The sequence below is a fragment of the Pseudomonas sp. GX19020 genome (genome assembly GCF_023371075.1).
Taxonomy (GTDB): domain Bacteria; phylum Pseudomonadota; class Alphaproteobacteria; order Rhodobacterales; family Rhodobacteraceae; genus Pseudogemmobacter.
In genome coordinates this window covers 64961-77722 of the sequence record NZ_JAMCCR010000001.1, presented here as the reverse complement: position 1 = coordinate 77722, position 12762 = coordinate 64961, and the positions used below count along the sequence as shown (strand labels likewise).

The following is a 12762-nucleotide window of genomic DNA, read 5'->3' as shown; positions in this document are numbered from 1 at the left end:
GAGCAGCAGCCCGGGCGATTTGCTTTATTGCTGCTGGCAGCCGTCGAGGATGGTCTTTTCCTCACCACCTTCCGACCACATCAGGAAGGCGGTTTCGCCCTTTGTCCACCAGATGTAATGCGCCCCATCCGAGGGCCAGCCATAGCGGGCACCGGAGGCAGAGGTTTCGATCTCCAGCGTGATCTGTGTCCCTTCGACATTCAGCACAGCCAGCGACAGATCCGGCGCATTCACATAGGTGACCGGCACTTCCACGCCGCGCTCACACAGGTAGCGGGTGGTCTGGAACGTGCTGTCCTGCGCCTCGGCCTGGGCCATAGTGGCGATCAGGGTCGTGGCAAAAAGAGCCGCAGCTGCGACAGATCCGTTTCTCATTCTTCCGTCCTCCGGGGGGGGGCATCTGCAGGGTCTGACTGGTCACCGGGCGCCGGCTCTTCCGGATCGGTATCCGGCCGGGCAAAGACGTTCGGCAGGTCGCCTTCCGGGTCATAGTCCGGCACAGGCGACAGGTTGGGACCGCGCCCCACGGCATTGACCAGATCGCCTTCGGGCTTCGCATCCTCTGCCTGCAGGATCGCGCCCGATTTGGCCGGTGCCTTTTTCAGCGTGCCCTGCCCTGAATCGGCCACGGCGCTGCGCTGCGTCTCTGTGGCTTTCTCACCGACCCGCTCGGCCAGGGCTTCGGCCCGGGCGGCAAGTTCGGCGAAGGTCAGCGGCACCTGTGGCGGGATCACCGGCACCTCGATACGCTTGGCCTCCGGCTCCGGCCGGTCCTCCAGCATCGAAAGCTTCGCCCGCAGCTCGCGCATTTCCTCTTCCTGCGCCGCCGTCCGGTCAGCGAGCATCAGCCCCGCCATCAGCAACATCTTCGTTTCCGGCAGCCGCCCCATCGACGCCACCAGGGGCTGTGCCTCGACATCCAGCTGCGCCGCAGCCGAGCGCAGGAAATGTTCCTCTCCCGGCTGGCAGGACACCATAAAACCGCGCCCGCCGATCATCACCTCGATATCAGGCATGTTCCGCCTCCCCGATCTGCATGCTCAATGCGGTGGCGATCCCGTCTAGTTCGGCCATCTCGGCCAGCCGGCTCGCCCGCAGCGCATCAAGCTCCGTCAGCATCGCCCGGTTCACCGCTGCCGCATCCACCAGCCCCGCTGCCGAGGCCTCGGTGATCCGGCGCAGTTCCTCGCGCAGCGTCGCCGCGCTGCGCGTCATCCGCGCCAGCTCCAGCCCCTGGGCATCAAGCTGTTCGGTAAGCGCGGCCAGTTGCTCTTCATAAGCGGCCCTGAGCGCGGCCTCGCGTTCACGCGCCTCGGCGAGGCGTTCGCGCATTCTGACAAGGGTGGGCTCCTCGCGCCCGCCCAGGGCCTCGAACTCGGCCCGTGCCTCGGCTCTGGCGGCGCGAATCTCATCCGCGGCCTGACGCCCCGCGCGTTCCGCAGCCTCGACCGCCCCGGCGGCCCGCGCCGTCTGGGCATCACGCGCCATTTCGGCCCGGAGCCGTGCCGCTTCGGCCTCTCTGGCCCGTTCTTCGGCCAGCGCCAGCTGCTCCGCCCCGTTTGCCCGCGCGGCGTCGATGGCGGAAAACCCGACCTCTATCCGCCGCAAGGCCGATGAAATACGACGCTCGAACTCGACAATTTCCTGCATACCCGCCCTCACCGGCTTTTGGTCTTGCTGCAAGGATAGCCTGCACGAATCGCAGGCGAAACCCCTTCACCTCAGTTTAACGCGTTTTGGGCGCCGCATCGCCGCGCTTATTTCCCCTTTCCGGCCAGCGGCTTGCCATCAGAGCTGCCTCGCCGCTTGATCTTGGGCCTGGGCGGGACTATGCCGCTTCCTGTTTCCGCTATCATCGCAGAGGATCACCCAAGTGGACATCGCAGCCCTTCGCGCCCGTCACCCCGATCACTGGATGCGCGCCGCCGCCATCCGCACGCTGACGCTCGACGCGGTGGCAGCCGCCAATTCAGGCCATTCCGGCATGCCGATCGGCATGGCCGATGTCGCAACGGTGCTCTTCTCAAAGCATCTGAAATTCGATCCGACCGCGCCCCGCTGGGCCGACCGCGACCGTTTTATCCTGTCGGCCGGACACGGCTCGATGCTGATCTATTCGCTGCTCTACCTCACCGGCTATGCCGATGTGACGCTGGATCAGATCAAGAACTTCCGCCAATGGGGCGCCATCACCGCCGGTCACCCGGAATATGGCCATGTCTCGGGCGTCGAAACCACCACCGGCCCGCTGGGTCAGGGCATCGCGAATTCCGTCGGCTTCGCCATGGCCGAGGAACACCTGCGTGCCAAATACGGCGCGAAAATCCAGGACCATTACACCTATGTCATCGCCGGTGACGGCTGCCTGATGGAAGGTGTCAGCCAGGAGGCCATCGGCATTGCCGGTCGCCAGAAACTGTCGCGCCTGATCGTGCTCTGGGACAATAACGACATCACCATCGACGGCAAAGTGTCGCTCTCGGACGTGACCGACCAGCGCGCGCGCTTTGCCGCTTCGGGCTGGGATGTGTTCCATTGCGACGGCCATGACCCGGAAGATATCGACCGCGCGATTACCGCAGCCAAGGCCAGCCCGCGCCCGGCGCTGATCGACTGCAAGACCCATATCGCGCTTGGTCATGCCGCGCAGGACACGTCGAAAGGCCATGGTGCGCTGACCGACAAGGCGCAGCTCGAAGCCGCAAAAGCCGCTTACGGCTGGACCGCTGCTCCCTTCACCATCCCGGCAGAGATCAAGACCTGGTGGGAATCGCTGGGCAAGCCGGGTGCGAGCGCCCGCGCAGAATGGGAAACCCGTCTCGCGGCCCTTCCCACCGGCAAAAAAGCCGAATTCGAGCGCAGCTTCGCGCTGGATGTCCCGGCGAAACTCGCAGGCGCCATCCGTGCGCTTAAGAAACAGGCCGCAGAGACCCAGCCGAAACTCGCGACCCGTTCGGCGTCGGAGCAGGTTCTGAACGTCATCAACCCGATCCTGACCGAGACCTTCGGCGGCTCTGCTGACCTGACCGGCTCGAACAACACCAAAACCGCCGATCTGGGCGCCTTTGACGTGGACAGCCGCAAGGGCCGTTACATGTATTGGGGCATCCGCGAGCACGGCATGTCCTCGGCGATGAACGGCATGGCGCTGCATGGCGGCGTCCGGCCCTATTCGGGCACTTTCATGGCCTTCACCGACTATGCCCGCCCCGCGATGCGCCTCTCGGCGCTGATGGGTCTGCCGGTCGTTTATGTCATGACCCATGACTCGATCGGCCTTGGCGAAGATGGCCCGACCCACCAGCCGGTCGAGCATCTGGCGATCTCGCGCTCGACCCCGAACACGCTGGTATTCCGCCCGGCCGATCTGACCGAAGTGGCCGAAGCCTGGGAAATCGCTTTCACCCAGAAAACCACGCCTTCGGTCATGGCGCTGTCGCGGCAGAACCTGATCGCCGTGCGCAAGACCCATACCAACCAGAACATGACCGCCAAAGGCGGCTATATTCTGGCCGAAGCCGAGGGCAAGCGTCAGGCGATCCTGATCGCCACCGGCTCCGAGGTCGAGATTGCGATGAAGGCCCGTGACCTGCTGCAGGCCGAAGGCATCGGCACCCGCGTGGTCTCGCTGCCCTCGATGGAGCTTTTCGCGCAGCAGGACGAAGCCTGGCGCAAAAAGGTGCTGCCGGCAGGTCCGGTGCGCGTCGGCATCGAGGCCGGTGTGCGTCAGGGCTGGGATCGCTGGCTGCTGGGCGAGCGCGGCAAGGAAGCCAAGGCCGATTTCGTCGGCATGTCCTCCTTCGGCGCCTCGGCCCCCTACGACCGTCTTTACAAAGAATTCGGCATCACCGCCGAAGCCACTGTGGCAAAGGTCAAAGCGCTGCTCTGAGCGGCGCGGACAGAATGACAAAAGGGCGGCCTTGCGGGCCGCCCTTTTTCTTTGGACCTCCGGTTTCCTCCCCGCCTCCTGCCACCCGATCACGCAAAGAAAAAGGCGGAGGAAATCCCCCGCCCGTTTTGATCGGCCAGTCGGGCCGGGAACCGCACAGAGAGCCGGTCAGGCCTCTGACGCAGCCGCCTTCTTCACAGCTGGCTTTTTCGCAGCGGTTTTCTTAACCGCAGGTGCCGCCACTCCCTCAGCCGCAGCTTTCTTTGCCGGAGCCTTTTTCGCGGGCGCTTTCTTTGCCGCAGGTTTGGCCGTTGCCGCCCTGGCGGGGGCCTTTTTCGCCTTCTTCGCCGGAGATTTCGCGGCCTTCTCAGCCACCAGAGCAAGCGCCTCTTCCAGCGTCACCGCCTCGGGCGCGATGTCTTTGGGCAGTGTCGCATTGACCTTTTCCCATTTGATATAAGGCCCGTAGCGCCCGGGCATCACCTGGATCTCGCCGCCATCAGGATGCTCGCCCAGCGATTTCAGCGGCTGCGCTGCTGCGCCGCGCGCGCCCGGCCCGCGCAGTTTTTTCTGCGCCAGCAGTTCCACCGCGCGGTTCATGCCAAGGCTGAACACCTCTTCGGCATCGGCGAGATTGGCATAGGTCTTGCCATGTTTCACATAGGGGCCGAACCGGCCGAGATTGGTTTCCACCGCCTCGCCATCTTCCGGATGCGCCCCGATCTGGCGCGGCAGCGACAGAAGCTGCAACGCGCGTTCCAGCGTCAGTGTGTCCGGGGTCCAGCCCTTGGGCAGGCTGGAGCGGTCAGGCTTCGGCTGCGCCTCGGTCGCTTCACCGCGCTGGACATAGGGGCCGAAGCGCCCTGCCCGCAGGGAGATCTCGTTGCCCTGATCATCCTGACCGAGGATCCGCCCATCCGAGGCCGCCGATTCCGCATCGCCGGCGATGGGCCGCGTGTAACGGCATTCCGGATAATTGCCGCAGCCGATAAAGGCCCCGCCCGAACGCGCGGTTTTCAGATGCAGACGGCCAGTGCCGCAGGTCGGGCAGATACGCGGATCAGATCCGTCTGCGCGGGGCGGGTAAAGATGCGGCGCAAGGAATTCATCAAGCTTATCCAGAACCTCGCCGATCCGGAGATCTGCCGTTTCCGCCACCGCGGCCGAGAAATCACGCCAGAACCGTGCCAGCACATCCTTGTAATCCCGCTCGCCCGCCGAGACGTCATCCAGCTCGCCTTCCAGCGCGGCGGTGAAATCATATTCGACATAGCGGTGGAAGAAATTCGACAGGAAGGCCGTCACCAGCCGCCCCTTATCTTCGGGGATCAGCCGGTTCTTGTCCTTGCGGACATATTCGCGGTCAACAATCGTCGTCAGGATCGAGGCATAGGTCGAGGGGCGCCCGATCCCGAGTTCCTCCATCCGCTTGACCAGTGTCGCCTCGGTATAGCGGGCGGGCGGCTGGGTGAAGCTTTGCGAGGCCAGAACCGCGCCGCCCTCGCCCAGAACCGCCGAAGCGATGCGCTCTTCCTTATCGCCCGCAGCCCGCGCGGCTGCTTTGGAAAACGCCTCTTTCAGCGCCCCGGGGGCCGGTTTTACCGCCTCGCCCTGCATGATCTGCGGCAGGCGGCCCTCGTCATCTTCTTCCTCGTCACGGCCCTGGTCATAGACCTTGAGGAAGCCGTCGAACAACACGACCTGACCATTGGCGCGCAGACCGACCTGACCATCGGGCGAGGTGATTTCGACCACGGTCCGCTCCATCCGGGCGGCTTCCATCTGGCTCGCGATGGTGCGTTTCCAGATCAGGTCATAGAGGCGGCGCTGGTCCTCCTCGACGCGCAGCTTTGACGGATCCACCGACATATCGGTCGGGCGGATACATTCATGCGCCTCCTGGGCATTTTTCGCCTTGTTCTTATACATGCGCGGGCTTTTCGGTACATAAGCGTCACCGAACCGCCGGCCGATCTCGGAGCGCGTCGCCATCACCGCCTCGGGCGCCATATCGATGCCGTCGGTCCGCATATAGGTGATATAGCCTGCCTCGTAGAGGCGCTGCGCCGCGTTCATACATTGCTTCGCCCCCATGCCGAATTTGCGGCTGGCCTCTTGCTGCAGGGTCGAGGTCATGAAGGGCGGCCAGGGATTGCGGCTCGCGGGTTTGCTCTCGACGCCCGCCACGGTGAACTGGCGCGAGGTGACCGCATGTACCGCCATCTCGGCGGCGGCCAGCGTGGGAATGTCGAATTTCTGCAGCTTTGCGCCAGCCAGCGTGACCAGCGACGCCTCGAATTCCTGGCCGCGCGGCGTGGTCAGGATCGCCCTGACTGTCCAGTATTCGCGCGCCTTGAAAGCTTCGATCTCCATCTCGCGCTCGACGATGAGGCGCAGACAGACCGATTGCACGCGGCCCGCCGATTTCGCGCCGGGAAGCTTGCGCCACAACACCGGCGACAGGGTGAAGCCGACCAGATAATCCAGCGCGCGCCGCGCCAGATAGGCATGGACCAGCGGCTCATCGACCTCGCGCGGTTCCTTCATCGCCTTGGTCACCGCATCTTTGGTGATGGCGTTAAAGGTCACCCGGCTGACCGTCTTGCCCTTTTTCAGCGAAGAGGCGAGCGCCTCTTTCAGATGCCAGGAAATCGCCTCACCCTCACGATCAGGGTCGGTGGCCAGAATCAGCGCGTCATCGGTTTTCAGCGCCTCGGCAATAGCACGGACATGCTTCTTGCTCTCGGGCGCCACCTCCCATTTCATCGCGAAATCGTGTTCGGTATCGACCGACCCATCCTTGGGCGGCAGGTCGCGAACATGGCCATAAGAGGCGAGAACGATATAGTCCGGCCCAAGATATTTGTTGATAGTCTTGGCCTTGGCAGGAGATTCTACAACGACGACAGGCATGAATCCCTTTCCGGAACGTATTCTACACAGGCAATATGGGCGGTCCCAGATGTGGTGTAACAGGGGCAATTGTCAACTGTGACGCTGACAATCGCCTGGCGGGTCCCGGACTGTTGCATCACCTCAGCGTCGCGACAAAAGCCCGCCGGGCTGCCGCTGGATCCGCCCCTCCAGTTCGAGTGTCAGCAATTCCGGCACCAGCGCCGCGCTGGACAGCGAAAGATCACGCATCAGCTGGTCTTCGGCCAGAGGGCTGGGGCCAAGCCGGTCGAGGATCATGCCATGCAGCCGGACGGTCTCGCTGAGAACGCTGGGACGAGCCGGTTTTTCGGGCCCGGGCGCCCCGATCTTCGGATCACGTTCGGGCAGCTTTGTCGCAGCCGTCCCCGTCAGAGGCCTTGCCGCCTGTCGGGTCAGGTCCGGCATATCGCTGCCGGTTCCAAGCGCCTCGAACACATCCCCCGCATCCCGCAACAAAGCCGCACCATCCCGGATCAGATGATTGCAGCCACCCGAGCGCGCATCAAACGGGTGGCCAGGCACCGCCAGAACCTCGCGCCCGAGATCCAGCGCGATCCGGGCCGTGATCAGTGAGCCGGACCGCGCCGCCGCCTCGACCACCAGCACCGCCCGGGCCATCCCTGCCACGATGCGGTTTCTGAGCGGGAAATGCCGTGCATGCGGCTGAAGCCCCGGCGGCTGTTCCGAGATCCGCAGCCCCTGGCGGGCGATATCCGCCGCGAGACCGGCATTCTCCTGCGGGTAGATCACCTCGACACCACCGGCCTGCACAGCGATGGTGCCGGTCGCAAGCGTTGCGAGATGCACCTCGGCATCAATGCCGCGCGCAAGGCCCGATACGGTGCAGAACCCTGCCTCGCCAAGATCCCTGGCCAGCCTGCGCGCCATGCGGACACCAAGAGAAGACGCATTGCGCGCGCCGATGATCGCGACAAGTGGCCGCCGCAACAGGGTGGCATTGCCCTGCATCCACAGGACGGGCGGCGCGTCATCGGTCGCGGCCAGCAAATCTGGGTAATCCGGATCACCATGGAAAAGCGGTCGCGCCCCGAGACTGCGCCCGGCCGCGAGTTCCGCCCTGGCAACGCCTTCGGGACAGCATTCATAGTCCTGGACCCCGGCCGCACGGGCAATCGCCGGCAAAGCGGCCAGTGCTGCGGCAGCGGAGCCGTGTTCCAGGATCAGCCGGTGAAAGGTGACCGCGCCGACCCTGCGGGAACGAATGAGACGAAGAACCGTAAGACGTTCCTCCTCCGTACGGGGTGGGGTGGGGTGTGTGGGGTTCGAAAGCTGACCGTCCGCCATGTCACCTCGCCTCATTCGCAGATCCGAGATTGGCGGCACCTGGTTAATGAAAGCTGAAGATTTACGCCCGACGGCGCGAATTTCCGGCGTTTTCGCAGAGAACCCGTAAAATTCGCTGCAATCATGGGCGCCCTCCCTGATCTGGTCATACTGGCGCGAAGGAATGCGCCGATCTGGCCTCATGGCTTTCATTGATCCGCGCCCGGCGATCTGGTCGAATACGCGCAAGAAAGCGACGGTCGTACAGCCGCCGCTGCCATTGCCGCGCGCGCGCCGCCCGGTGCCCAGAGGAGCCTGCCATGAAAAACGCCGAAGTCGCCAAACGCCGCGAAGATGCCATTTCCAGAGGCGTCGGCATGTCGACGCAGATCTATGCCGACCGCGCCGAAAACGCCGAAGTCTGGGATATCGAGGGCAACCGCTATATCGACTTTGCCGCAGGGATTGCGGTCGTCAATACCGGGCACCGCCACCCGAAAGTGATCGCGGCGGTCAAGGATCAGCTCGACCGGTTCACCCATACCTGCCACCAGGTTCTGCCCTATGAAAACTATATCCGTCTGGCCGAGCGCCTGAACGAGGCAGTCCCGGGTGATTTCAAGAAGAAGACGATCTTCGTCACCACCGGCGCCGAAGCCGTTGAAAACGCAATCAAGATTGCGCGCCGCGCCACCGGCCGCAATGCGGTGATCGCCCTTGGCGGCGCCTTCCATGGTCGGACCTTCATGGGCATGACCCTGACCGGCAAGGTCGAGCCCTATAAAAAGGGCTTCGGCGCGATGATGCCCGATGTCTTCCACGTTCCCTGCCCGCAGGAGATCCATGGCATCACCACCAAAGACACGCTTGACGGCATCACCAAGCTCTTCAAAAACGATGTCGACCCCGAGCGCGTCGCCGCAATCATATTCGAGCCTGTCCAGGGCGAAGGCGGCTTCTATCCGCTGCCGACCGATCTGATCAAAGCCCTGCGTGCCCTTTGCGACCAGCATGGCATCGTGCTGATCGCCGATGAGGTTCAGACCGGCATCGGTCGCACCGGCGCGCTGTTCGCGATGGAAGCACATGGCGTGGCGGCAGACCTGACCACCATGGCCAAGGGTCTTGGCGGCGGCTTCCCGATCTCGGCTGTGACCGGGCGCGCTGACCTGATGGATGCAAGCCAGCCCGGCGGCCTTGGCGGCACCTATGCCGGCAACCCGCTTTCGGTGGCGGCGGCAAATGCGGTTCTTGATGTGGTTGAGGAAGAGGGCCTGAATGCCCGCGCCACCGAGCTCGGCTCGCGTCTGAAGCAGAAGCTGGAAGAGATCCGCGCCACCACGCCCGAGATCATCGACATCCGCGGCCCCGGCTTCATGATCGCGGCCGAATTCGGCAAACCCGGCACCACCGAACCCGATGGCGATATCGTGAAACGCATCATCGCCGAGGCGCTGAAGCGCGGGCTGATTCTGCTCAGCTGTGGCGTCTACGGCAATGTGGTGCGCTTCCTTGCGCCGCTGACGATCGCCGAGGCGCATTTCACCGAAGCGCTCGGGATTCTTGAAGCCTCGGTAGCGGCAGCCCGCCAGGGTTGAACGCTGTCAGAAAGTGGTAATTGACTGAGGCTTCGCAGTCAGGGAACCTTTTGGCATCGGGCCGCGTTTACCGCGCGGCCCAAAACCAAAGCTCTCCAAAGCTCTGCGGAGCGAACCATATGAGGTTGTCATGAAAGCGATCGTCCTTGCTCTCTCGCTCTCCGGCCTGGCGCTTTCCGCCTGTGTCGAGACCACGCCTACCCAGAACACCGTGCTTGGCGGCGTCGCCGGCGCAGCCGCAGGCGCCGCTCTGTCTTCGGGCGACGATATGGGCAAAGGCGCGCTGATCGGTGCGGCTCTTGGCGCAGCTGCAGGCACCTATCTCGGCCAGACCTCGACCAAAGGTCAGTGCTATTACCGCAACTCGGCCGGCCAGCGCTACGTCGCAGCCTGCTGACCCTGAGGCGCATCTGCCGGTTTCGACAACGCATGCGCTCGTCGGATGCCGTTCGGTTTGCCGGCCGCCCTGTTCCAACCCAGCCCCGGAGCGATCTGTCGCCGGGGCTGCGCGGGTTCATCGGGACGCAGCATCCCGGCAGGCCCGGACCTGAACCTGTCAGCGCGGGGAGTTGCCATCATCGGCCGCAACGGTTCGGGCAAGACCGGCTTCTTGCCAGTCTGATCGCGGCACAAAGCGGTTCGGTCAGCGTCGGCGGCATAGCTAGGTATAAGCCCCCCGCACCGCACTTTCGGTGACCTGCATCCTGTTCCTGACCCCGGACCATCGGATCCAATTCCCAATCGTCACCGAAGCGCTGGCCTTCGCGCGTTCCCGGCAAGGGATCAGACGCCGCGAGGCCTGCATGTGGATGGTGGCCTGACCTCGCCGCTTGACGCGCCCTGGCACAGGCTCCCGACGGATGCCAAACCCGCGGCTTTGCTGGTGTTCAGATGGTGGAACGGACGGCCCGGCCATGACCTGCTGATCGCCCTACCTACGCTGACCCGCGTGGCGGCGGCCAATCTGGTGACGATGACCACGCGGCTTTCCGAAATGCTTGCGGCGTTCGGGCACGTCGCGCACCGTTTGCACCGCCCCTGCCGCCGAGGCGGCTCATGATCGCCCTCACGCTCGCCATTCGTGTTGTGCCCGTGAAGGTGGAAACTGCGCCCTGGCCGGGCAAGACCTCGCGGGCCTGATCCCGCGCCGCCTGGCTCCCCTTCACAGCGACGTTGCGGGGGCTGATGCAGCACGTTACCTGACTGGTCTTCCCTGCCCGCCCCCGGTGATCGGGGGCATCGGGACATTTTACCCGGGCGCCAATCAGGTCATGGCCTGGATGCCGGATTTCTCGCAGACGCAGGCGATCTTGTATTGCGGCGCCTTCTCGCCGTGTGACGGCGTCAAAGCGGTGCTCGCGCGCCTGATCTGGCCTCCCTGGCCAAAGCGCGCGCCACGTCCTTGCCATCACGCGCCTGACCAGAGGCGGACGATTTCTTCAAAGAAATCGGCGCGTTTCCTTTGAAAGGAAACGCTTCGCCCGGGCGATCCGGCTTCAGCCGATCAGCGTCGCAATGCGACGCAGCGCAAAAGCATAGCCTTCGGTGCCGCAGCCCGCGATAACCCCATCGGCGCGCGCCGAGACGAAGGAATGATGGCGGAACGCCTCGCGTTTGTGGATGTTCGAGATATGCACCTCGATCACCACCCCCTCGAATGCGTTCAGCGCATCGAGGATGGCCACCGAAGTATGCGAATAGGCGCCGGGATTGATGATGATCGCAACGGAGCTGTCCCGCGCCTCATGGATATGATCCACCAGCGCGCCCTCATGGTTCGACTGATGCGCCACCAGCCCGAACCCGAACGCCTCCGCCAGCCGGGCCACCATTGCCTCGATATCGGCGAGCGTCTCATGCCCGTAGATCTCCGGCTGGCGCTTGCCCAGCAGGTTCAGGTTCGGCCCGTTCAGAAGCATGACCTGTTTTACCATCTCATTTCCCCGTCATCGGCCCTTCAGGCCCCGCTCACCGCCCGAAGATAGCCGAGCCCGGGCAGCCGGTGCACCCCCCTCGCGACAATAAAAAATGCGGCCCCGTCCTTCTCGCCGCAGCGAGGGAACGGAACCGCCAGGGAGATGGCTTCAGGCTGCAAGCGGTCTTTATCCGGATGCAGCACTGCCTTCGCTCGCCCTCAGGCGACGTTTTCCAGAACCAGCTGCGGCTGGATTCCAAGCGCGCGCACCACTTCGCGCGTCAGCTCCGGGCGGTTCAGCGTGTAGAAATGCAGATCCTCAACCCCGCCCTCGATCAGCCGGTCGCAAAGCTGGGTGCATTGCGCCAGCGCATAAAGCTCTTCACGCCCGTCACGTTTGGCGCGGGTGAAGGCCTCGTCAAGCTTCGCCGGTACATCCGTCCCGCAGCGTTTCGCGAATTTCTTCGCCCCGTTCCAGGAAATGATCGGCAGGATCCCCGGAATGACCGGCGCCGTGATCCCCGCCTTCACGCAGGCATCGCGGAAGCGGAAGAACGTATCCGCCTCAAAGAAGAACTGGGTCATGGCCGAAGTCGCACCGGCATCGATCTTGCGCCTGAGGAAATCGACATCTGCTTGCGTCGAGGCGCTGTCGGGATGCGGTTCCGGATAGGCACCGACCCGCACTTTGAACTTGCCGGTCTTTGCAATCGCCTCGACCAGCTCGACCGAAGACGCAAAACCCTCGGGATGCTTTTCCCAGGCGGCCGCACCTTTGGGTGCATCGCCACGCAGCGCCACGATCTCGCGCACCCCGGCCTCGTAATAGCTCTCGACGATCTCCATCGTCTCGGCTTTCGACGCATCGACACATGTCAGATGTGCGGCAACATTCAGCCCGTAATTGCGATGGATGATCCCGACCGCCTCATGGGTCAGCTTGCGCGTCGTGCCGCCCGCGCCATAGGTAACCGAAACGAATTCCGGCTGCATCGGTGCCAGCGCCTGCACCGTATCCCAAAGCCGGAACGAGGCATCGAGCCCCTGCGGCGGGAAGAACTCGAACGAGATGCGCGGCGTTTTCGTCATGATCGGGTCTCCGTGAACAAGCCCCTTGTCGCAGATTCCCCAATGTGAGACAA

11 protein-coding genes are annotated in these 12762 nt (G+C 64.0%); 4 read left to right on the top strand and 7 right to left on the bottom strand.

Going from position 1 to position 12762, the window contains the following annotated elements; translation table 11 throughout:
- Positions 1 to 24: 24 nt before the first annotated feature.
- Genes M3484_RS00400 through M3484_RS00390 form a run of 3 tightly spaced genes read right to left on the bottom strand, consistent with a single transcriptional unit; the run spans position 25 to position 1650 of the window.
- A complete protein-coding gene (locus M3484_RS00400; protein WP_249495302.1) occupies positions 25 to 375 on the bottom strand; it encodes an MliC family protein in 351 nt (116 codons plus the stop codon).
- Positions 372 to 1016 (bottom strand): cell division protein ZapA, encoded by a 645-nt coding sequence (locus M3484_RS00395; RefSeq protein WP_249495301.1) that lies wholly within the window; start codon positions 1014 to 1016, stop codon positions 372 to 374. Before M3484_RS00395 ends, M3484_RS00400 begins: the two co-directional genes overlap by 4 nt.
- A complete protein-coding gene (locus M3484_RS00390) occupies positions 1009 to 1650 on the bottom strand; it encodes a hypothetical protein (protein WP_249495300.1) in 642 nt (213 codons plus the stop codon). The genes M3484_RS00395 and M3484_RS00390 overlap by 8 nt, the downstream gene beginning before the upstream one ends.
- 223 nt (positions 1651 to 1873) lie before the next feature.
- On the opposite strand from M3484_RS00390, the gene tkt reads away from it, so the two are divergent.
- Positions 1874 to 3889, top strand: coding sequence for a transketolase (gene tkt / locus M3484_RS00385; protein WP_249495299.1), 2016 nt, complete (start codon positions 1874 to 1876; stop codon positions 3887 to 3889).
- Between the two features lie 168 nt (positions 3890 to 4057).
- Here the strand turns inward: tkt and topA are convergent, their stop codons facing one another.
- Positions 4058 to 6802, bottom strand: coding sequence for a type I DNA topoisomerase (gene topA, locus M3484_RS00380; protein WP_249495298.1), 2745 nt, complete (start codon positions 6800 to 6802; stop codon positions 4058 to 4060).
- Between the two features lie 123 nt (positions 6803 to 6925).
- On the bottom strand, positions 6926 to 8143 hold the full coding sequence (gene dprA / locus M3484_RS00375) for a DNA-processing protein DprA (protein WP_249495297.1): 1218 nt from the start codon (positions 8141 to 8143) through the stop codon (positions 6926 to 6928).
- A 284-nt stretch (positions 8144 to 8427) separates the two neighbouring features.
- On the opposite strand from dprA, the gene M3484_RS00370 reads away from it, so the two are divergent.
- The 3 genes from M3484_RS00370 to M3484_RS00360 all read left to right on the top strand — a co-directional run bounded on the left by M3484_RS00370 (position 8428) and on the right by M3484_RS00360 (position 10765).
- The gene (locus M3484_RS00370; RefSeq protein ID WP_092896873.1) at positions 8428 to 9705 is read left to right on the top strand and encodes a 4-aminobutyrate--2-oxoglutarate transaminase; all 1278 of its coding nucleotides are present in this window, start codon (positions 8428 to 8430) and stop codon (positions 9703 to 9705) included.
- A 130-nt stretch (positions 9706 to 9835) separates the two neighbouring features.
- Positions 9836 to 10102, top strand: coding sequence for a YMGG-like glycine zipper-containing protein (locus M3484_RS00365; RefSeq protein WP_092896870.1), 267 nt, complete (start codon positions 9836 to 9838; stop codon positions 10100 to 10102).
- Between the two features lie 408 nt (positions 10103 to 10510).
- Positions 10511 to 10765 (top strand): hypothetical protein, encoded by a 255-nt coding sequence (locus tag M3484_RS00360; protein WP_249495296.1) that lies wholly within the window; start codon positions 10511 to 10513, stop codon positions 10763 to 10765.
- A gap of 436 nt (positions 10766 to 11201) precedes the next feature.
- Here the strand turns inward: M3484_RS00360 and aroQ are convergent, their stop codons facing one another.
- The gene (aroQ, locus tag M3484_RS00355) at positions 11202 to 11639 is read right to left on the bottom strand and encodes a type II 3-dehydroquinate dehydratase (protein ID WP_249495295.1); all 438 of its coding nucleotides are present in this window, start codon (positions 11637 to 11639) and stop codon (positions 11202 to 11204) included.
- A gap of 200 nt (positions 11640 to 11839) precedes the next feature.
- On the bottom strand, positions 11840 to 12709 hold the full coding sequence (metF, locus tag M3484_RS00350) for a methylenetetrahydrofolate reductase [NAD(P)H] (protein ID WP_249495294.1): 870 nt from the start codon (positions 12707 to 12709) through the stop codon (positions 11840 to 11842).
- Positions 12710 to 12762: the final 53 nt, after the last annotated feature.